The sequence below is a fragment of the Gemmatimonadaceae bacterium genome (assembly GCA_020852815.1).
GTDB lineage: Bacteria > Gemmatimonadota > Gemmatimonadetes > Gemmatimonadales > Gemmatimonadaceae > SCN-70-22.
On record JADZAN010000021.1, the window covers coordinates 1 to 20273 of the forward strand.

The window sequence follows — 20273 nt, forward strand, 5'->3', positions numbered from 1 at the left end:
CCTTGATGATCTCTTCCAGGATCTCGTAGACCTCGGGGCTCTCGCGCTCCACGATCTTCTTGGCGCGCTTGACCGTCTCGGCGATCCCCTTCTCCACGAGCTTGTGGATGATGAACGGCTTGAAGAGTTCCAGCGCCATGGCCTTGGGGAGGCCACACTGGTGGAGCTTGAGCTCGGGGCCCACGACGATGACCGAACGCCCGGAGTAGTCGACGCGCTTGCCTAACAAGTTCTGGCGGAAGCGCCCCTGCTTGCCCTTGAGCATGTCGGAGAGCGACTTGAGCGGGCGCTTGCCGCGGCCGCGGATCGCCTTGGAGCGGCGCCCGTTGTCGAACAGGGCGTCGACCGCCTCCTGCAGCATGCGCTTCTCGTTGCGGAGGATGACCTCCGGCGCGCGGTGCGTGATGAGCTTCATCAACCGGTTGTTGCGGTTGATGACGCGGCGGTACAGGTCGTTGAGGTCGGACGTGGCAAAGCGCCCGCCGTCGAGGGGGACCAGCGGACGGAGATCCGGCGGAATGACCGGGATCACGTCCATGATCATCCACTCCGGCTTGTTGCGCGTCCCGCCGGCGTCGCCCGAGTTGCGGAAGGCGTCGACGATCTTGAGGCGCTTGAGCATCTGCTTCTTGCGATGCTGCGACGACTCGTCGGTCACGCTGCGACGGAGCTGCTCGGCGACCTTGTCGACGTCGATGCGCTTGAGGAGTTCGCGCACCGCCGGCGCGCCGATGTCGGCGAGGAAGGCGCTGTCGCCTTCATCGCGCGCCTTCTGGCGGAGGTCGAGGAACTGGTCTTCGTCGAGGAGCTGGTTGGCCCGGACCTCCTGGTTGCCCGGCTCGATGACGACGTAGTTCGAGTAGTAGATGACCTTCTCGAGATCACGCAGGGTGAGGTCGAGGAGGTTCCCCATGGGCGAGGGGAGCGTCTTGAAGAACCAGATGTGCGCGACCGGGACGGCGAGCTCGATGTGTCCCATGCGCTCGCGGCGCACCTTGGATAGCGTGACCTCGACGCCGCAGCGATCGCAGATCACGCCGCGGTAGCGGATGCGCTTGTACTTGCCGCAATGGCATTCCCAGTCCTTCACGGGACCGAAGATGCGCTCGCAGAAGAGTCCGTCCTTCTCGGGCTTGAACGAGCGGTAGTTGATGGTCTCGGGCTTGGTGACCTCGCCCCACGACCACCACTGCCGGAGCCCCTGCATCTCCTGCCGTTCGCGCTCCTTGGGATCCTTCGGGCCGCGGATTTCCTCCGGCGACGCGATGCGGACCTGGATGAAGTCGAACGACGAGGCGCGCGTCTCGCGCGCGCTGCGGAAATCGATCATGGGTTACACCTCGCCTTCGGTGGTGAAGCCGGCCCCGTTCCCCGCGCCCGGTGCGCCGCCGGTCCCGGCCCCCTCGCCCTTCGCGCCCATCTTCACGTAGATGCCTAACGCCTGCAGTTCCTTCACGAGCACGTTGAACGACTCCGGGGTCCCCGGTTCGGGGAGGTTCTGCCCCTTCACGATCGCCTCGTACACGCGCGACCGGCCGTTCACGTCGTCCGACTTCACGGTGAGGATTTCCTGGAGGGTGTGCGCGGCGCCGTATGCCTCCAGCGCCCACACCTCCATTTCCCCGAAGCGCTGGCCACCAAACTGCGCCTTGCCTGCCAGCGGCTGCTGGGTGACGAGGGAGTAGGGGCCGATGGAGCGCGCGTGGATCTTGTCGTCGACCAGGTGCGAGAGCTTGAGCATGTAGATCTCCCCCACCGTCACCGGCGAGGCAAACCGCTCGCCCGTGCGCCCATCGCGCATGTGCATCTTGCCACCCGGCGTGATTCCCGCCAGACGCAACAACTCGACGGCCGCCTTCTCGACGTCGGCGTCCGACTTCTTCCCCAGCATCGCCGCCAGCGCCGGCAGCTCGAGGTCCTCGAGCACCTCCTGCGGCGTGCGCCCGACGCGCTTCTCCACTCCCTTCACCGCCGCCTTCATCTCCGCGCGGTGCTGCGGCGTGGCCGACTCGTCCTCGGCACCGGCCGTGTGGAAGGCGAGCTGGTTCCTCAGCTCGGACTCCTCCCGCTCGGCCAGCGTGCGCGCCGCATACGCGAGGAAGTCGCGGACACGGTTGAAGACGTCCTTCGTGTCGGCCGACATCCCGCGCCCGCCCAGGTCGTTGAGCGAGGCATCGGCGAGCAGCTCGACCTTGTCCGGTGCCGCACGGTCCGGGCGGAAGTCGCGCGTGATGTGGCGGATGTCCACATCGTTGATGTTGAGCGGGACACCCGTGAGCGAGAGCGTCTCGCGCCCCCAGCTGAGCCCCGCCAGCTTGAGGAGGAGCCCGATCTCGCGCTCGTTGGCCCCCTGGAAGACGGGGGTCTTGGCGTAGAAGCCGAGGATCCGCGCCGCCCACCCCAGGTGGGTCTCGAGAATCTGCCCGACGTTCATGCGCGACGGCACGCCTAACGGGTTGAGCACGATGTCGACCGGGCGCCCGTCGGGGAGGAACGGCATGTCCTCCTCGGGGACGACGCGCGCCACGATACCCTTGTTCCCGTGGCGGCCGGCCATCTTGTCACCCACCGAGATCTTGCGCTTCTCGGCCAGGTAGACCTTCACCAGCTGGATGACGCCCGGCGGGAGTTCGTCCGGCTGCAGGATGCGGTCGATGCGTTCCTCGGCCTTCTCCTCGATGCGCGCCTTTTCCTCGTTGGCCGCATCGATGATCTCGCGCATCTGGTCGTTGATCTTCTTGCTCTCGACGCGGAACGTCTTGAGGTCGAGCTGCGCGAAGCGGAGGTCACGGAGGTTGTCCTTCGTGAGCGCCGTCCCCGTGTTGATCGCTTCCTCGACCGTCCCCGCCTTGAGCGCGAGCGCCACCGTCTGTCCCTCGAGGAGGACCTTCAGCTCCTCGTCGCGGACCTCGTTGACGCGCACCTTCTCCTCGCCCTCGAGGCGACGCACCTCACCGATGCGTTCGCCGCGGTCCTTCTCCACCACCTGGTCCTCGATGCGCGAGAAGATCTTCACGTCGATGACCACCCCTTCCATGCCCGGCGGGACCTTGAGCGACGAGTCCTTCACGTCCTTCGCCTTCTCGCCGAAGATGGCCGTGAGGAGCTTCTCTTCCGGCGACAGCTCGGTCTCGCCCTTGGGCGTGATCTTGCCGACCAGGATGTCACCCGGCTTCACGTGGGCGCCGATACGCACAATGCCGCGCTCGTCGAGGTCGACCAGCGACTCCTCGGCGACGTTGGGGATTTCACGGGTGATCTCTTCCTGCCCGCGCTTGGTGTCGCGCACGTGCAGCTCGAGCTCCTGGATGTGGATGGACGAGTAGACGTCGTCCTTCACCAGGCGCTCGGAGAGGACGATGGCGTCCTCGAAGTTGTGCCCGTACCACGGCATGAACGCGACCAGCACGTTCGAGCCTAACGCGAGCTGCCCGAGCTCGGTCGCGGCGCCGTCGGCCAGCACCTCGCCTTCCTTGACCTTCTGCCCCAGGCGGACGATCGGGCGCTGGTTGATCGCCGTGTCCTGGTTGGTGCGCCAGTACTTCTTGATCTTGTAGCGATCCTGCTGCGTGAGGCGCTCGAGCGGCCGGTCGCCGCTGGAACGCGTGCGCTCCGCCGGTCCGGCGTCGACGATGATCTCGTCGGCGGTCACGCGCGTTACCACGCCCGAGCGGCGGGCAATGACGACCGCGCCGGAGTCGCGCGCCACCTTCGCCTCGAGCCCCGTCCCCACCAGCGGGGTCTGCGGGTTGAGGAGCGGCACCGCCTGGCGTTGCATGTTCGAGCCCATCAGCGCGCGGTTCGCGTCGTCGTGCTCGAGGAACGGGATGATCGCCGCGGCGATGGAGACCAGCTGCTCCGGCGCCACGTCCATGAAGTCGATGCGGTCGGGCGAGACCACGGGGAAGTCACCGCGCTGGCGGCACAGCACGAGCTCGTCGACGAAGGTGCCGTCCTCGTTGAGCTTCGCGTTGGCCTGGGCAATGACGGTGTCCTCCTCGCGGTTGGCATCGAGCCAGGCGAGTTCGGTCGACACCTTGCCGTTCTTCACGACACGGTACGGCGTCTCCACGAAGCCCAGGTCGTTGACGCGCGCAAAGCACGCCAGCGACGTGATGAGGCCGATGTTGGGACCTTCCGGCGTCTCGATGGGACACATGCGCCCGTACTGCGAGTAGTGCACGTCGCGGACCTCGAAGCCCGCGCGCTCGCGGGTGAGGCCGCCCGGGCCTAACGCGGACAGGCGACGCTTGTGCGTCAGCTCGGCCAGCGGGTTGGTCTGGTCCATGAACTGCGACAGCTGCGACGAGCCGAAGAACGCCTGGATGACCGCGCTCACCGTGCGCGCATTCACCAGGTCGTCGAGCGAGATCTTCTCCGGGTCGGTGTTGATCGACATGCGCTCCTTGACCAGGCGCGCCATGCGGGAGAGACCCACCGAGAACTGGTTGGCGATGAGCTCGCCCACCGAGCGAATGCGGCGGTTCCCCAGGTGATCGATGTCGTCGACGTGCCCGCGCCCCTCGTGCAACTCCACGAGGTAGCGGAGGATGGCCACGAAGTCGTCCTTGGTGAGCACCGTGGTGCTCGCCTTCTCCTTGAGGCCGAGGCGCTGGTTGATCTTGTAGCGCCCCACGCGCCCGAGGTCATAGCGCTTGGGGGAGAAGAAGAGGCGCTCGAGCGCCTGCTTCGCGGTCTCCTTGTTGGGCGCATCGCCCGGGCGGAGCAGCGTGTAGATCGAGTTGAGCGCCTTTCCTTCGCCCGACTCGGCGTCACCCGGCCAGCCCTGCTTCTTGCGCTCTTCCGGCGTGATGTGCTTCGGATCGGTAGGGTCCTTGGCGATCGTGTTCTTGATCAGCGCCGACTCGGCGCGCCCCGACGGGACAAAGACCTGGACCTTGACGACGTCGGCCTTCCGGATGCGCTTGATGAGCGACTCCTTGAGCGCGCCGCCGGCATCGGCGACGACTTCGCCCGTCTCCGGGTCGACGACGTCGTGCGACAGGACGCGCGGCGTCGGGCGCTCACCGCGCTCGATGGCGTCGACCTCGTCGCGCAGGTCGACCGTCATGTACGAGGAGAAGACCTTGATGGTCTTGATCCCCTGGCGCACGAGGCGGTTGAGGATCTCCTCGGTGAGCTCGTCGCCCTCGCGCACGAGCAGGTCGGCCGCGGCGCGCTCGGCGGCGGCGCGGGCCTTCTTCGTCTTCGCCTTGGGGGCGTCGGGATCGGCCTCCTCACCAGCGAGCGTGATGTCCTCGGCGACGATCGCGCCCAGCACCTCGCGCGTCTCGGCGCGCCCTTCACGCTTCTTGGTGAGGTCGAGGTCGCGGACGGCGAAGAAGAGCCGCAGGATGTCCGAGTTGGCGCCGTAGCCAAAGGCGCGCAGCAGGGCCGTGGCGGGGAACTTCTTCTTCTTGTCGATGTGGACGTAGATCACGTCGTGGATGTCGACGGTGAACTCGACCCACGAGCCGCGGAACGGGATGATGCGCGAGGAGATGAGGCGCTGCCCGTTGGGGTGCGTCGACTCCTCGAAGACCACGCCCGGCGAGCGGTGCAGCTGGCTCACGATGACGCGTTCGGCACCGTTGATGACGAACGTGCCGAGGTCGGTGAGCAGGGGCAACTCGCCGAGATAGACTTCCTTCTCGATGATGTTGCGCGGGCGCTTGACGCCGTTGACGTCCTCGTTGATGAGGAGTCGCAGCGTCGCCTTGAGCGGCGCCGAGAACGTCATGTCGCGCTCGATGCACTCCTCGACGGAGTACTTGGGTTCGCCAAGGTTGTACTTGACGAACTCCAGCGCGAAGTTCTCGTGGACGTCGGTGATGGGGAAGAGATCCTTGAAGACCCGCTCGAGTCCGATGTCCTCGCGGTCGTGCGAGGCGGCATCCAGCTGCAAGAGCGTCTCGAACGCCCGCGTCTGGATGTCGAGGAGATGGGGCATCCCCATTCCTTCGTCGAGCTTTCCAAATGTGATCTGCTTCATCAGTTCAGGCATGTTTCACCCGCGCACAGGCGAAAACGGCCCCACCCCCGTCGGCGCCGAGGCGGGCGCGATCGGGAGGGAGGCGGAGGAAGGAGCTGCGGAAGTGGAGCGGTACGGCTGAATCACTGAGCGGCGGCTGGGGCGGAGGGAGTGAGGGACGGGAGACGGGGGACGGGGGACTGGAGTGCGCGCCGCTGCGCGGCTCGCCGACCCTTGGAGGCCGGGCAGTCGCGGTGGCCGAAGGCCGCCGCACTCCCGTCTCCCGTCTCCCGTCTCCTGTCTCGCCCTTACTTGACCTCCACCACCGCGCCTTCGGCTTCCAGCTTCGCCTTGATCTGGGCGGCTTCGTCCTTGGAGACGCCACCCTTGATCTCCTTGGGCGCGCCGTCGACGACGTCCTTGGCTTCCTTGAGGCCGAGGCCGGTGAGTTCGCGGACGACCTTGATGACCTGGATCTTCTTGGCGCCGGCTTCCTTGAGGATGACCGCGAACTCGGTCTGTTCCTCGACCACCGGGGCCGCAGCCGCGCCGCCGCCGGCGGCACCGCCAGCCGCAACGGCGGCGATGGTGACGTTGAACTTGGTCTTGAACGCGTCGATGAGGTCGGCGAGCTCGATGACCGACATGTTGCCGATCGCGTCGAGGATCTCGTCCTTGCTCAGGGTCGTAGGCATGATCTGTATTCTCCGGGTAAGCCCCAGGCGATCCTGGGATTGTTGAATCACAATTCCACGGCGATCGGTCGGCGGCGGCGGGGCGGGATGGTCTCCCGGCTCCGTCCTCCGTCTCCCATCTCGCCTGGGTTAGGCGTTCTCCACCTGCTCCTTTCTCGCTTCGAGGGCGAGGGCGAACATCATCAGCACGCTGTTGAAGGCACTCACGAGCTGCGACAGCGCCTCGTCGCGCGTGGGCATCGTGGCGAGCTTCTTCACCGTGGCCTCATCGATGGCGTTGCCCTCGAAGAGACCGCCCTTCATCGCCGGCTTCTGGTCGTGCTCCTTCGCGAAGTCGACGAGCACCTTCGCCGCGGTGATGGCATCCTTCGCCACGACCACGCCCGTGGGCCCCTTGAGGCGGCTCCCGGTGAGGCCGCTCTCGTTCACGGCCCGCAGGGCGAGGGTGTTCTTGATGACGACGTAGTCGATCCCTGCCTTCCGGAAGCGACGGCGCAGTTCCGTCATCCGCTTCACGTTGAGTCCCGTGAAGTCGGTGAAGTAGAGCGCGCTCGCTCCCTTGATCTTGTCGCGGAGCTCGCTAACGAGCTGTTCCTTGTCGGATCTCTTCATCGCTCGTTAACCCCGGTACGGAGTGGTGTCGACGCGCACGCCGGGTCCCATCGTGCTGGAGACCGAGACGCCCTTGACGTACACGCCCTTGGCCGCGGCCGGCTTGGACCGGACGATCTGGTCCATGAAGGCGGTGAAGTTGGTCTCGAGCGCCTCGATGCCAAACGACACCTTGCCGATGGCCGCGTGGACGTTGCCGCCCTTGTCGACGCGGAACTCGATCTTGCCGGCCTTCGACTCGCGCACGGCCTGGCCGACGTTCATGGTGACCGTCCCGGCCTTGGGATTGGGCATCAGGCCGCGGGGGCCGAGCACGCGCCCCAGCTGGCCGACCTGTCCCATCTGGTCGGGAGTGGCGATCATGACGTCGAAGTCTAGCCAGCCGTCCTTGATCTTCTGGATGTGTTCGACGCCCACGAAGTCGGCGCCGGCTTCCTGCGCCTCGCGCGCCTTCTCACCGACGGCGATCACGAGGACGCGGACCGTCTTGCCGGTGCCGGCCGGGAGGACGACCGTACCACGCACGACCTGGTCGGCGTGGCGCGGATCGACGCCCAGGCGGACGGCGACTTCGACGGTTTCGTCGAACTTGGCGAAGGCGGTGCTCTTCACGAGCTCCAGCGCCTGACGGACCTGGTAGTTCAGCGTCTCGTCGATCTTCTTCGCCGCGTTGTTGAACTGCTTGCCGTGTGTGCGCATCAGTCCTTCACCTCGACTCCCATCGAGCGCGCCGCGCCTGCCACCATCGACATCGCGGACTCGATCGAGTCGCAGTTGAGGTCCGGCATCTTCACCTCGGCAATCTTCTTGACCTGCGCCTTGCTGATCGTCCCGACCTTCACGCGGTTGGGCTGACCCGACCCCTTCTCCAGTCCCAGTTCCTTCTTGATCAGGATCGCCGCGGGGGGCGTCTTGAGGATGAAGGTGAAGGACTTGTCCGAGTAGATCGTGATCTCGACCGGGAGGATCAGGCCATCCTGACTCTGCGTGCGAGCGTTGAACTCCTTGCAGAACATCATGATGTTGATCCCCTGTGGGCCGAGAGCCGTACCCACTGGAGGAGCCGGGTTCGCGCGCCCCGCGGGGATCTGGAGCTTGACGAACCCTGTGACCTTCTTTGCCATTGGTCTCCTCTGCGTACGAGCGCGGAGCGAACGGCGAACAGGGGGACGGACATGCCGGGGTGGGAGACACCCGTGGCACGGCTCAGGCACGGCGCAGCTAGGTTGCCGGTTGAGCGCGGAGGGCCGGGTCGAACCCGGCGGACGAACCGCCGGCTGCAACGCCGTCCTCCTTCCGTCCCGCGGCCCTGGTCGACGAGCAACCGCGTTCAGACTTCCACCGTGTGATTCACGTCGTCGTGGTTGCCGACGGTGCGCTTCTCGCCGCAAAGCGGCCGCCCCGCGCAGGGGCCGGTGACTGCATGCGGAGGTCGAGGGACGGTTTCCCGTGCTCTGGCCATCCGGCGCCTGGTTCGCGTCGTGCGGGGCGCCGCAGTTCCCTTGCGCCCCGCCGATCCCCCGGCGTCTTGTGCCCGCCTTGCGGCGGACCCTTCATCCGCCTTGCGGCGGAGTGTTCATCCGCCTTGCGGCGGTATTCGCTGCTATCGATCGACCGGCCCCAGGAGGCGGGGTCAGTAGGCCTTCAGCTGCAAGTAGTCCAGTTCGACCGACGTCGGGCGCCCGAAGAGCGACACCATGACGCGGACCTTTCCCTTGTCGGGCATGACTTCCTCGACCGTGCCGCTGAAGTCGGTGAAGGGCCCTTCGGTGATGGCGACCGCCTGACCGACGAGGAACGGAATCTCCTCGCGCGGGGCGGCTTCCTCCACCTCATCGGCGATGCCGAGCAGGCGCTTGACCTCGTCCTGCCGCAGGTGCATCGGCTCCTTGGTGACGCCGCCAAGCCCGTGCTGCACGAACTTGATGACGCCCTGGATGCCGTTGATGATGTGTGACGACTCCTGGTTCCAGACCATCTCGACGAGCACGTAGCCGGGGTACAGCTTGCGCTCGACGTTGACCTTCTTGCCGTTCTTGAGCTCGACGACCTGCTGGGTCGGGACCAGGGCGTGACGGATGAGGCGCTCCTCCGGCGGACGGGCGTCCTGCTCGATCTTCCGCTGGATGAGCGACTTGACCTTGTTTTCGTGCCCCGCGGTGGTCTGGATGGCGTACCAGCGGTGCTCCACGATCAGCCCCCGAACAGCGACGGGATCCAGCGGACGAGCACCTGTTGCAGGATGACGTCCATCAGGGCGATGAGGGCCCCGATGAAGAGCGACAGGATGATGACCCCGATGCTCAATTGCCGCACCTGCGGGACATCGGGCCACGTCACCTTCTTCATCTCCGCCATCACGTCGTGATAGAACGCGACAAGGCGCTGCATCCAGTTGGCACTGGCAGCTTGGGTAGTCACGGCTACTTGGTTTCCTTGTGCGTCTGATGCTTGTTGCAGCGGGGGCAGTACTTCTTCCACTCCACGCGCTCGGGATGCGTGCGCTTGTTCTTCGTGGTGAAGTAGTTGCGGTTCTTACACTCGCCACAGGCGAGGATGATCTTGTCGCGAGGCATCGTCGTGAACGAGAAGACGAGAAGACGAGAAGACGAGAAGACGAGAGCCCGCTACCGCAGGGCGGGAGCTGCCTCTCATCGCTCGACTGGAGTACGGACAATTCGTGCGCGTGCACCTGCCTGCAGCTGCCTGCGGCCACCAGCGCCGCAGCCCTTCCCAAAGCCCTTCCAAGCACGCGACCGGGATTGAACCGGTGACCTCACCCTTACCAAGGGTGTGCTCTACCAACTGAGCTACGCGTGCAACCGCTGTCGCCCTGCTCCTGCCATTCGGTCCGCTCCAACCAAAGAGCGGGAGACGGGGCTCGAACCCGCGACCTCAAGCTTGGAAGGCTCGCGCTCTACCAACTGAGCTACTCCCGCATCGTGCCCCGCACCTAACGACCTCGTGCGGCCCTGCCTCCTCCCGTATTCCCTGCATCCTCCCAGTGGTGGGGGAAGGATTCGAACCTTCGAAGGCGTACGCCGGCAGATTTACAGTCTGCTCCCGTTGGCCACTTGGGTACCCCACCTAACGACTTCTTGCCAGCTGCCATCCCGCCAGACGAGCCCGTTGCAGCCGAAACACGGCACATCCTCCACCACACGCCTTTCCCCAAACCCGCCGCCCCACAAGCTGACGGCGAGACTCGAACTCGCGACCGCCTGATTACAAATCAGGAGCTCTACCAACTGAGCTACGTCAGCGACCCACCCGGATTTTCTGCGCGAGACACGAACGATAGTGGGACCTGCAACTTGTGTCAACTCAATCAGTTCCGTCTCTGAACCCCGATGTCGCGAGGGGACATATGGGCCGCGAAACCCCGCCCAACACGACACGCCCAGCCCCGCGGAGCACCCCTCTCCCAACACCCCTCAGCCCCCTCCGCCACTAACCCCGCACCGCTCGCCGGCGTGCGCCGTCGACCGCCGTTCAACGCGTCACCGCCAGCGCTCGAGCTGAGTCCCCTGCGGCGTATCCTTCACCACGAAGCCGCGTTCCTCGACCTCCCCACGAATGGCGTCCGACGCGGCAAAGTCACGCTGGGCTCGCGCCGCCAACCGGTCCCGCAAACGCCCCACCGCCCACCGGAACTGCTCCCGCTCCAACGGCTCCAGCTCAGGAAGCGTCTCCGGCGACGGCTCGACCCGATCGGCTCCCACCACCACGCGCTGCGCCCTGGGCTGGACATCGAGGACCGAGTCCATGAGGGCAAAGACGCGCCGCGCCTCCGCCAGGCTGGCCGCGTCGCTCCCCTTGCGGTCGAGCTCGGCGTTGGCGCGCTGTAGGAAGGTGAAGAGCGACGCGACCGCTTCCGGCGCGTTCAAATCGTCGCGCAGCGCGGCTCGGAACGCGAGCTCCCCCTCGGCCGCCACGGCCGCCAGCTCCGGGGTCCCTCCCCTCGCCGTCTCCAGCCGATGCGCGAACTCCCCCACGCGACGCACCGCCTCCAACGACGCCTCGAGCCCGGTCCCCGACAGGTTCATCTGCTTCCTATAGTGGGTCGAGTACACGAAGTGCCGCAGCGCGGCGGCCGAGACGCCGCGCTCGCGCAGGTCCTTCACCGTGGTGATGTTCCCCAGCCGCTTGGACATCTTCGTCCCGTCGATCTGCAGGAACTCGCCGTGGCACCAGAAGCGCGAGAACGGCTTCCCGGTGGCCGCCTCGGACTGGGCGATCTCGTCTTCGTGATGGGGGAAGACCAGGTCGATGCCACCGCAATGAATGTCCAGGGTCTCGCCGAGGTACTTCATCGCCATCGCCGAGCACTCGAGGTGCCATCCCGGGCGCCCGCGTCCGAACGGCGCATCCCAGGCCGCACCGGTCTTCTCGTCCTCCGGCTTGGCGGCCTTCCAGAGCGCGAAGTCCTGCGCGTTCTCCTTGGAGTAGTCGTCCACGGCCACGCGCGCGCCGCTCTTGACCTCGCGCGTGTCGAGGCGCGAGAGCTTGCCGTAGCCGGGAAAGCGATCGATGGCGAAGTAGATCGAACCATCCTCGGCCTTGTAGGCCACTCCCTTCTCCAGCAGCGACTGGACCAGGGCGATCATCTCCGGAATGTGCGTCGTGGCCTTGGGATAGGCTTCCGCATCCTCGATGCGCAGGTAGCGGCGATCCTTGTGGAAGATCTCGGTGATCGGTTCCGTCACCTCGACGATGGTCTTCCCGGTCGACTCTGCCCGCTTGATGATCTTGTCATCGACGTCGGTGAGGTTTTGCACCTGCACGACCTTCCACCCTTCGAGGCGCAAGGCGCGGCGGAGCAGGTCATTGAAGAGGAAGGTGCGGAAGTTCCCGACGTGGGCGGGGTCATAGACCGTGGGGCCGCACGAGTAGAAGCGCACCGTCTCGCCATCGGCGGGGGTGAAGGGCTCGACGCTGCGGGAGAGGGTGTTGTAGAGGCGGAACTCGGGCATCGCCGGTCGACGGGTGGGGACCCGGTGAAGCTAACGGCGCTCCGCAGACGGTGGTACCGGAACGACGACAGGAGTCGCTCGCGGCGCATTGGTGAGCCGCGCGCCAACGACGCAAAGCGTGTGAGCAGGCGCTGGTCGAGGCGTTGGACGTGGGCGCAGTGGCTACGCCCTGCCTGTAAACGAGGCGCACGATCGTCCGCAGGTACAACGCGCCGCCATCGTCTTGCTACGCGCCCGGTGCCGGAGCCGAAGACTCACCGCGCCCGCCGATCCACCACCCGATTCAGCTTTCCCCCCTCCGATCGCGGCGCCTCGCCAGGCGCCAGCAGGGTCACCGACATCCCCACGCCGATCACGTCGCGCAGCAGCCCCGCCACCCGCTGGCGCAGCTCGCGCAACCGGAGGTCGGCCTCGACGACGTCGTCCGACAGCAGCTCGCGCCCCACTTCCCGAAAGAACGAGTCGGCCACCTCGGCTTGAACCTCGATCTCGTGGAGCGTCTCCTCACGGGTGACGACGATGCAGTAGTGTGGCGAGAGTTCGGGGACGCGCCCCAGCACCGCCTCCACCTGGCTCGGATAGACGTTCACCCCGCGAATGATGAGCATGTCGTCGGTGCGCCCCTTGACCAGGCGCATGCGCACGAGGGTGCGCCCACACGCGCAGCTCCCGCGCACGAGCGAGGTGATATCCCCCGTCCAGTAGCGCAGCAGGGGGAGCGCCTCCTTGGTGAGCGTGGTGAGGACGAGTACGCCCTCCTCGCCGTCGGCGACCGGCGCCTGCGTGTCGGGGTCGAGGATCTCCGGGTAGAAGTGATCCTCCATCACGTGCGACCCGTCGCGCGCCTCGACGCACTCGCACGAGACGCCGGGGCCGATGATCTCGCTCAGCCCGTAGATGTTGGTGCTGCGCACGCCTAACGCCGCGTCGATCTGCACGCGCATCCCGTCGGTCCACGGCTCGGCGCCGAGCACGGCGTACCGCAGGGAGATCTCGCCAGGGGCAATCCCGCGACGGGCAAACTCGGTGGCCAGCGTGAGGGCGTAGCTCGGGGTGCAGGTGATGACGTCGGGGCGGAAGTCGGTGATGAGCGTCATCTGCCGTTCGGTCATCCCCCCGCTGACGGGAACGACGCTGAGGCCGAGCCGCTCACCGCCGTAGTGGATGCCAAGCCCGCCCGTGAAGAGGCCGTAGCCATAGGCGTTATGCAGCATCATGCCCGGCGCGGCACCGGCCATGGCCAGCGAGCGGGCGCAGACGCGGGCGAAGAGCGCGACATCATTCGCGGTGTAGGCCACCACGGTCGCCTTCCCGGTCGTCCCCGACGACGCGTGCACGCGCATGACCTGCTCACGCGGCACGGCGAGGAGGCCAAACGGGTAGTGATCGCGCAGGTCGCCCTTGCGCGTGATGGGGAGGCGCGCGAGGTCGTCGATGGAGCGGATGTCGCCAGCCGCAACGCCGGCGGCGGCGAGGCGCTCGCGGTACATCGGGACGCGTTCCGCCAGGTACGCCACGAGCCCCCGCAGGCGCGTCCCCTGCAGCTCGCGCATCGACTCGACGGGGAGGGACTCGAACTCGGGCTCGAGAATCACGTGAGTAATCGGGTAGTCGGGAAGCCAGTCCCAACGTACGCCGGGGACGCGACGGCGCGAGGGCTACGCCGGCCGCCGCGTGTCGCTGAGTCGCAGGACGTCGAGCGGCGGGTCGGCGGCAACCAGGACGCCGCCATCGGGCGCGGGCACACGCAGCACGAGGACGCGCTCCCTCCCGGCGCGCTGCGTCCCCTGCCCGTCGTAGATGCGGTTGATCACGACGCGACGCACGACCACGATCACCACGGCAAGCAGTGGGACGGCAACGGGGAGCCCGGTGGCGCCAAGCAACCGCCCGACGACGAGGACCGCCATGATGCTGAGCACGGGCGGGATCTCGACCTGCTTGGCCGTGATCAGCGGCACCACGAAGTTGGCCTCGATGATGTGGATGACGAAGCCGAGGATCATCACGAGGAGTGCGTGTGTGCCCGGCGACACGCCAAAGACGCCATCACCGCCAAGGACGAAGAGCGCCGGCAAGGTCGAGGAGACGAGCGTGCCGAAGAACGGGATGATGGCCACGGCGCCGGTGAAGACGCCGAAGGTGAGCCAGTACGGGACGTCGAGCGCGTAGAGTCCGATGGCCGTGAGGATGGCGAGCACTGTCATGGCCAGCAGCTGTCCAACGATCCAGGCGCGCAACGTCCCGCCGATGTCGCGCAGCACGTCGCGCACGAGGTCGCGCCGCGCCGGCGGGAAGAGCGCGATGAGCCACTCGCGATAGGTGCCCGGGTGCAGCGCGAGGAAGATCCCCATGACGAGGATCGAGACGATGTTGACGACCGCGTGGCCGAGCCCGACGACCTGCGGAAGAATCTCGCTCACCGCGTTCTCGGCCTGCGCCACGACGCCGCCGACCATCTTGCTCGACTCGGCGCTCCAGAGCTCTTGCAGCCGCGGGTAGCGCAGCAGCACGCGCTGCAGCCACGCCTGCCAGGCGCTGACGTAGTTGGGAAGGTTGCCGACCAGTTGCTGCGTCTGTTCGACCACCGGGGGGACGAGGAGCGTGACCAAACCGGCAACAGCAGCCAGCGTCCCCACGACGGCGATGGTGAAGGCGAGCCCGCTCGGCAGGTGCAACCGGGCCACCAGTGCGTCGCGCACCGCGCCCAGGAAGAGCGAGAAGAGGATGGCGACGAACAGGAGGAGGAAGATGTCCGCCGCCTTGAACAGGAGCCCCAACAGCAGAACGGTCGCGACCGTCGAGGCGAGGACGGGCGCGACCTTGAAGGGGGGCAACGTGGTTCCCGTCACCCGTTCTGCTTGCCGTCGGCGTCCTCGATCTCGGCGTGCACGGTCTCCTCGGCGGGGGCGCTCCCCCCGGCCGAGCCGGCGCCGAGCTGGCGCTTCTCCGCGGGGGCAGGCGATGGGAGGAGCCCCATCTTCTGCTTGAGCGCGAGGAGCTGCGCGTCGGCGCCAATCGAGGTCGACGACTTCTCGAGGAGCTTGAAGTCGCGCTGCAGGCGATCGCCCGAGAACTCCTCGTCGATCTCCGACGACGCTTTGATCATGCGCTCGTTCTGCTCGATCTTCTCTTCCATCCGCGCGAACGCCTCGAAGGCCGACTTCTCCGACAGCCCCGACATCGTCTCCGAGATGCGCTTCTGCGCCTGCGCCCGGCGCTGGCGGGCGAGGAGGAGGTTCTTCTTGCGCTTGGCTTCCTCGATCTTGTCGTTGAGGTCGCGCAACGCATTCTTGAGCTTCTCGGTCTCGAGCTGGTGCGACTGCCAGGTCGTCTCGAGCTGCTGCGCGTGCGCGTAGTGCTCGCCCTGCCTGACGAGGGCCTGCTTGGCCAGGTCGTCTCGCCCTTCCTTGATGGCGAGCATCGCCTTCTGCTCCCAGTCCTGCGACTGCTTGTATTCCGCCTCGAACTGGTCGCGCAACCGCTTCTCGTCGGCGATGGCGGCAGCCACCTGCTGCTTGGCCTTCACCAGCTGGTCGCGCATGTCGACAATGATCTGGTTGAGCATCTTCTCCGGGTTTTCGGCGGAGGAGATCAGGTCATTGACGTTCGACTTGATGAGTGAGGCGAGTCGATCGAAGATGCCCATGGGCTATGCGTCCTCGCGGTACGTCGTGAGCTCGCGCAGGTGGGTGGCGAGGGCAAGGGTCATGCTTTCGTAACTGGCGAGGAACTCCTCGTAATCGAGGTGCGAGATCTCGAGGGCCTCGGTGAGCACGATGGATCCATCACTGATGCCGTACGATCCGTGCACGAGGTCGGAGGCGTTCAGTTCCAGCAGGCGGCGATTGAGATCCGCTCCCTTGCCGTTCTTCTGCGGGACGTTCATGACCTTCATGCGCAACACGATGACGGGGGGGTTGTAGTGCACCACCACGTCGAGGTCGAGTGCGCCACCCGGCTGCACCAGCCAGGTATTCTCGCCCGCTTCGAAGTACGAGGCCCCTTCTTTCGAGAGGCGGTCCAGGAAGGACTCGAGGTCTTCTTTCGTTACCATGAGGTACCTGCGTCGAATGGCCTCTGCTTCGTACGGCTGGTCTCGCCAATTGGTTTCCCGCTCACCCGATATGACCTCGTGAGACGTCCACCAGCCGGCGGTTGAGCGCAAGATACAGGGGGGCCTGCGCGTCGGATACGGCGCTCCCCCGGCCGAGCCCTACTGCCGGAGCGCGCCAGCTGCAGCGCCCGAGCGCGCGGGCGTCGCGCGCACGGTATCCAGCATGTCGCGAACCGCCTGAATCACGAGGTCGGGCTGGTCTTTCTGGATGTAGTGCGTGCTCTGCTCCGCCAGGATCCAACGCCCGCGGGAGGTGCGCGACACGATCTCCTTGTGCATCGCGACCCATTCGTCGTGCAGCGACTTGGCCACTTCGGGGGTGACACCGGGGACCGACATCTTTCCCGCCGTGAGCGCGGTGATCGGGAGGTCGCCGAACGGCTTGGCATCGCGCCCCACCTCGGCGAACCATTGCGGGAGCATGGCCCCGATTTGGGCGGTGTTGTGCATCGCCTGGTCGGTGGTTTCGCGTGCAATCGAGACGGCGTCGAGGGTGTCGGCGGTGGTGCGCTGTGCCACGCGATCGATGCCCGAGTAATGGAGCGCGGGAATCACCTTGATGATCCACTGCGACCACGCGGGCATTCCTTTCATGCGAGTGATCTGGTCCTCGTGCGAGCCGTCGACGAGGACGAGCCCCGCCACCTCCGTGGGGTAGCGTACCGCGTAGTGGCGCGCCAGCGGCCCGCCCAGCGAGTGGCCGACGATCACATACGGACCCGGTTCGCCGGACTTGGCCAGGAGCGTGTGCAAGTCGTTGATCATCGCGGTGGGCATCGGCGTAACGCGCGGCGGGTCGCTCCACCCCGTCCCGGCGCGATCGTAGGAACAGGTGCGCGACAGCTCGGAGAGTTGCGGCTGCACATAGCGCCAGGACGACAGGCCGAAGTCGCCGAGCCCCGCCTCGAGCACCACGGTCGGCGTCCCTGCACCGGTGCAGTAGAGGTGCATCATGCGGCCGGGTTCGACCTCGACCAGCCGTCCCGGCGCCTTCCATCGTGCATCATCGCGCCGGTGCAGCACGCGGGCGTACACGGCGACACCAACGAGGAAGAGCACCAGGCAGATCGCGCCCCACTTGAGGAGCGTGACGACGATTCGGAACAGGGTGCGCATCGGCGATCGGGGGTCGAGAATGATGGCGCGAGGGCGCGCCGGCGCTACCGGTCGTTGGACACTTCAGTGCAGCTCGGCTGGGCTCAGTGCAGCTCAGTCGTCGCGACGCTTGATCTGCACGAGACGTTCGCGGGCGAGGCGTCGCCCGGTGGGCGTTGCCGCCAGCCCGCCTCCGGCCGTCTCGCGGTAGCGAACATCCATGCTGCGGCCAATCTCGCCCATGGTATCGATGACTTCGTCGGCCGGGATGGCGAAGGTGATCCCCGCCAGCGCCATCTCGATGGCCGCGAGGGCGATCGCCGCCCCGGTCGCATTGCGGAAGACGCACGGCAGTTCGACCAATCCGCCTAACGGGTCACAGACCAGTCCAAGCGTCCCCTGCTGGGCGAGGGCGACGGCGTGTCCCGCCTGCGATGGTGTCCCGCCGAGCATCTCGGTGGCGGCGCCGGCCGCCATGCCGGCGGCGGCGCCGGTCTCGGCCTGGCATCCACCCTCGGCGCCGGAGAGCGACGCACGCTCGGCCACGATGGCCCCGATGAGTCCAGCGGTTGCCAGCGCATCGACGAGCGCCTCGTCGCCAATGTGCTTGGCGTCGGCGAGGCCGAGGAGGACGGCGGGAAGGACGCCCGCGCCGCCGGCGGTAGGCGCGGCGACGATCACTCCCATGGCGGCGTTGACTTCCTGCACGGCGAGCGCTCGCGCGAGGACGTCGCGGAACGGCGTGCCGGCGAGCGGCCCTGCCGGCCCTTGGCGCAGCTTGGCGGCGTCGCCGCCAACGAGCCCCGACGCGCTCCGGAGGTCACCGGTGAGCCCCTGGGACACAGCGCCGCGCATGATGGCGAGGGCGCGCGACAGCGCCTCGCGGATGTCGGCGACGCTTCGCCCCTGGTCGCGCGCCTCGGCGGCGAGGGCAACGTGGGCGAGGGTGGAGCCGTGCTGTTCGGCGTCGCGAATGGCGTCGGCGAGGGACTTGTACATCAGAGGACGAGAAGACGAGAAATCGAGAAGACGAGAGACGGCATCACGCGCCGACCTTGTCGAGGCGGTAGGCCCAGCTGACCCAAGGGAGGGTGCGGATGTGGTCGCGGACGTCGGGGCCGGGTTCCTCGTCGACCTCGATGACCATGAAGGCGTCGCCGCCGCGTGCCTTTCTCGTCAGGCGCAACGTGGCGATGTTGACGCCGTCGTCGGCAAGGAGCGACGCAATGCGGGCAATGGAGCCCTTGATGTCCTCGGCGACGAGGACGATGGTGTGGTAGTTCCCGTGCACCTCGACCGGGAAGCCGTCGATTTCCGAGACGAGGATGCGTCCAGCGCCTAACGACGACCCCACCATCACGGCGCGGCGGTCGCCCCGCTCGAGGGTGATGCGCACCGTGTTGGGGTGCGTCTCCCCCTCCTCGCCCAGCTTGGTCTTCTCGAAGGTGTAGGCCAGCCCCTCGCGTTCCATGATGTCCAGCGCGTTGCGCAGGCGCTCGTCGTCGGGACGAAAGCCCATCAACCCGCCCACGATCGCCTTGTCGGTGCCGTGCCCTTCACCGGTGCGGGCAAACGACCCGTGCAGCTCGACGAGCGCCGTTTGCGGCGTCCCGCCCACCAGCCCGCGGGCGAGCAGCCCGAGACGGCAGGCGCCCGCGGTATGGCTGGAACTGGGCCCCACCATGACGGGGCCGATGATGTCGAGAAGGGAGACCACGGCAGGCGAGTCGTGAGGCGCGAGGGCGAGCCGGCGCCCTCTCCCACGCGGGAGGCGCCGAGCATTGGGAACGAGACGAGAATCTCACCGCTGGCGGTCACCGATGCCAGCGTGGCGACGACGCGATCGCCGTCGCAACTTCCGTCACCAAACGTATCAGGACCACACTCGCGTGTCCCTCGACCTTCCGCTCGCCGGCCTCCGCGTCGTCTCGCTCGCCGTCAATGTTCCCGGCCCGGTCGCGGCTGCGCGCCTTGCCGACATGGGGGCGCACGTGACGAAGGTCGAACCGCCCAGCGGTGACTTCCTGCAGGGGGGCGCCCCGGAGTGGTACCGCCAACTCACCGCCCGGCAGCGGGTGATCACCCTCGACCTTCGCACCGACGAAGGAAGGAACGCGCTCGCCGACACGCTCGGCGACGCGGATATCCTGATCGTTTCCAACCGCCCGTCGGCGCTGCCGCGGATGGGGCTGCACCGCGAGGCGCTGCTGGCCAGATACCCGCGCCTGTGCGTCGTCTCGATCATTGGGCACCCCTCTCCCGATCAGGAGCGTCCCGGCCACGACCTCACCTACCTGGTGGAGGCAGGAGTGCTGGACGGTAGCGCACTCCCGCGCTCGCTCTTCTCCGACCTTGCCGCGGCGGATCAGGCGGTAGCCGCGGCGCTGGCGCTGATCATTCGTCGCGGCCGCACGGGGGTTGGGGGGTGGCAGGAGGTGTCGCTGGCCGACGCGGCGCACGCGCTGTCGGCGCCGCTGGTGCACGGGCTCACGCGCGCGGGGGGCGTGTTGGGCGGGGGGCATCCGGGATACGCCTTCTATCGCGCTGCGGACGGAGTGGTGGCGGTGGCGGCGCTGGAGCCCCACTTCCTTCAACGGTTCGTCGCCGCGCTCGCGCTGGCGGAGCCCGATCCCGCCGCGATCTCCTTCAGTGTTCGGCAGCGAACGGTGAGAGACCTCCTCGCGCTCGGCGCCGCGCACGACTTCCCCATCGCCGCCGTGACCGCCTGACGAGCCGCGGCCATTGCGGAGGCGGCGGCCGCGGCGGCGCGCGCCGTCAGGTGCCTCCGCGCGCCGCAAGGTGCCCCTGCG

18 protein-coding genes and 4 tRNA genes are annotated in these 20273 nt (G+C 67.1%); 1 reads left to right on the plus strand and 21 read right to left on the minus strand.

Features of this window, described 5'->3' with window-relative positions; translation table 11 throughout:
• The 21 genes from IT359_12320 to sdaAB all read right to left on the minus strand — a co-directional run.
• On the minus strand, positions 1-1330 hold a 1330-nt coding region (locus IT359_12320; protein MCC6929760.1), incomplete at its 3' end, for a DNA-directed RNA polymerase subunit beta'.
• A 3-nt stretch (positions 1331-1333) separates the two neighbouring features.
• Complete coding sequence (gene rpoB, locus IT359_12325) at positions 1334-5992, minus strand: DNA-directed RNA polymerase subunit beta (protein ID MCC6929761.1); 4659 nt, start codon at positions 5990-5992, stop codon at positions 1334-1336.
• 287 nt (positions 5993-6279) lie between these two features.
• Positions 6280-6654, minus strand: coding sequence for a 50S ribosomal protein L7/L12 (gene rplL, locus IT359_12330; GenBank protein ID MCC6929762.1), 375 nt, complete (start codon positions 6652-6654; stop codon positions 6280-6282).
• A gap of 141 nt (positions 6655-6795) precedes the next feature.
• A complete protein-coding gene (locus tag IT359_12335; protein MCC6929763.1) occupies positions 6796-7278 on the minus strand; it encodes a 50S ribosomal protein L10 in 483 nt (160 codons plus the stop codon).
• Between the two features lie 6 nt (positions 7279-7284).
• A complete protein-coding gene (locus tag IT359_12340; protein ID MCC6929764.1) occupies positions 7285-7977 on the minus strand; it encodes a 50S ribosomal protein L1 in 693 nt (230 codons plus the stop codon).
• The gene (gene rplK / locus IT359_12345; GenBank protein MCC6929765.1) at positions 7977-8402 is read right to left on the minus strand and encodes a 50S ribosomal protein L11; all 426 of its coding nucleotides are present in this window, start codon (positions 8400-8402) and stop codon (positions 7977-7979) included. The genes IT359_12340 and rplK overlap by 1 nt, the downstream gene beginning before the upstream one ends.
• Positions 8403-8911: 509 nt before the next feature.
• Complete coding sequence (nusG, locus tag IT359_12350; GenBank protein MCC6929766.1) at positions 8912-9469, minus strand: transcription termination/antitermination factor NusG; 558 nt, start codon at positions 9467-9469, stop codon at positions 8912-8914.
• Positions 9470-9471: 2 nt separating this feature from the next.
• Complete coding sequence (gene secE, locus IT359_12355; protein MCC6929767.1) at positions 9472-9699, minus strand: preprotein translocase subunit SecE; 228 nt, start codon at positions 9697-9699, stop codon at positions 9472-9474.
• 2 nt (positions 9700-9701) lie between these two features.
• Positions 9702-9854: a 50S ribosomal protein L33 gene (gene rpmG, locus IT359_12360; protein MCC6929768.1), complete on the minus strand. Its 153-nt coding sequence runs from the start codon at positions 9852-9854 to the stop codon at positions 9702-9704.
• Positions 9855-10025: 171 nt separating this feature from the next.
• A tRNA-Thr gene (locus tag IT359_12365) sits at positions 10026-10098 on the minus strand.
• 46 nt (positions 10099-10144) lie between these two features.
• Positions 10145-10217: transfer RNA gene (locus IT359_12370), tRNA-Gly, on the minus strand.
• Positions 10218-10283: 66 nt separating this feature from the next.
• Positions 10284-10366, minus strand: a tRNA-Tyr gene (locus tag IT359_12375).
• A gap of 102 nt (positions 10367-10468) precedes the next feature.
• Positions 10469-10541 (minus strand) — tRNA-Thr (locus tag IT359_12380).
• A 237-nt stretch (positions 10542-10778) separates the two neighbouring features.
• The gene (locus IT359_12385; GenBank protein ID MCC6929769.1) at positions 10779-12251 is read right to left on the minus strand and encodes a cysteine--tRNA ligase; all 1473 of its coding nucleotides are present in this window, start codon (positions 12249-12251) and stop codon (positions 10779-10781) included.
• Between the two features lie 254 nt (positions 12252-12505).
• Positions 12506-13846, minus strand: a complete 1341-nt coding sequence (locus tag IT359_12390) for a phenylacetate--CoA ligase (protein MCC6929770.1) — start codon at positions 13844-13846, stop codon at positions 12506-12508.
• A 63-nt stretch (positions 13847-13909) separates the two neighbouring features.
• Positions 13910-15103, minus strand: a complete 1194-nt coding sequence (locus IT359_12395; GenBank protein ID MCC6929771.1) for an AI-2E family transporter — start codon at positions 15101-15103, stop codon at positions 13910-13912.
• Positions 15100-15900: a PspA/IM30 family protein gene (locus IT359_12400; protein MCC6929772.1), complete on the minus strand. Its 801-nt coding sequence runs from the start codon at positions 15898-15900 to the stop codon at positions 15100-15102. Before IT359_12400 ends, IT359_12395 begins: the two co-directional genes overlap by 4 nt.
• A gap of 3 nt (positions 15901-15903) precedes the next feature.
• Complete coding sequence (locus IT359_12405) at positions 15904-16308, minus strand: hypothetical protein (GenBank protein MCC6929773.1); 405 nt, start codon at positions 16306-16308, stop codon at positions 15904-15906.
• 159 nt (positions 16309-16467) lie between these two features.
• Positions 16468-17484, minus strand: coding sequence for an alpha/beta fold hydrolase (locus tag IT359_12410; GenBank protein MCC6929774.1), 1017 nt, complete (start codon positions 17482-17484; stop codon positions 16468-16470).
• Positions 17485-17577: 93 nt separating this feature from the next.
• Positions 17578-18462 carry an L-serine ammonia-lyase, iron-sulfur-dependent, subunit alpha gene (sdaAA, locus tag IT359_12415; GenBank protein MCC6929775.1) on the minus strand — a complete coding sequence of 295 codons (885 nt, stop codon included), beginning with the start codon at positions 18460-18462 and terminating at the stop codon, positions 17578-17580.
• Positions 18463-18505: 43 nt separating this feature from the next.
• Entirely contained in the window at positions 18506-19180 is a 675-nt protein-coding gene (gene sdaAB / locus IT359_12420) for an L-serine ammonia-lyase, iron-sulfur-dependent subunit beta (protein ID MCC6929776.1), read from the minus strand.
• A gap of 172 nt (positions 19181-19352) precedes the next feature.
• On the opposite strand from sdaAB, the gene IT359_12425 reads away from it, so the two are divergent.
• The gene (locus IT359_12425) at positions 19353-20192 is read left to right on the plus strand and encodes a CoA transferase (GenBank protein MCC6929777.1); all 840 of its coding nucleotides are present in this window, start codon (positions 19353-19355) and stop codon (positions 20190-20192) included.
• Positions 20193-20273: the final 81 nt, after the last annotated feature.

What these genes read in the sequence shown, in the direction of transcription:
- rpoB (MCC6929761.1), bottom strand. Translation starts at nt 5,992, where the DNA reads ATGAAGCAGATCACATTTGGAAAGCTCGACGAAGGAATGGGGATGCCC.
- IT359_12335 (MCC6929763.1), bottom strand. Translation starts at nt 7,278, where the DNA reads ATGAAGAGATCCGACAAGGAACAGCTCGTTAGCGAGCTCCGCGACAAG.
- IT359_12340 (MCC6929764.1), bottom strand. Translation starts at nt 7,977, where the DNA reads ATGCGCACACACGGCAAGCAGTTCAACAACGCGGCGAAGAAGATCGAC.
- rplK (MCC6929765.1), bottom strand. Translation starts at nt 8,402, where the DNA reads ATGGCAAAGAAGGTCACAGGGTTCGTCAAGCTCCAGATCCCCGCGGGG.
- rpmG (MCC6929768.1), bottom strand. Translation starts at nt 9,854, where the DNA reads ATGCCTCGCGACAAGATCATCCTCGCCTGTGGCGAGTGTAAGAACCGC.
- IT359_12385 (MCC6929769.1), bottom strand. Translation starts at nt 12,251, where the DNA reads ATGCCCGAGTTCCGCCTCTACAACACCCTCTCCCGCAGCGTCGAGCCC.
- IT359_12400 (MCC6929772.1), bottom strand. Translation starts at nt 15,900, where the DNA reads ATGGGCATCTTCGATCGACTCGCCTCACTCATCAAGTCGAACGTCAAT.
- IT359_12405 (MCC6929773.1), bottom strand. Translation starts at nt 16,308, where the DNA reads ATGGTAACGAAAGAAGACCTCGAGTCCTTCCTGGACCGCCTCTCGAAA.
- IT359_12410 (MCC6929774.1), bottom strand. Translation starts at nt 17,484, where the DNA reads ATGCGCACCCTGTTCCGAATCGTCGTCACGCTCCTCAAGTGGGGCGCG.
- sdaAA (MCC6929775.1), bottom strand. Translation starts at nt 18,462, where the DNA reads ATGTACAAGTCCCTCGCCGACGCCATTCGCGACGCCGAACAGCACGGC.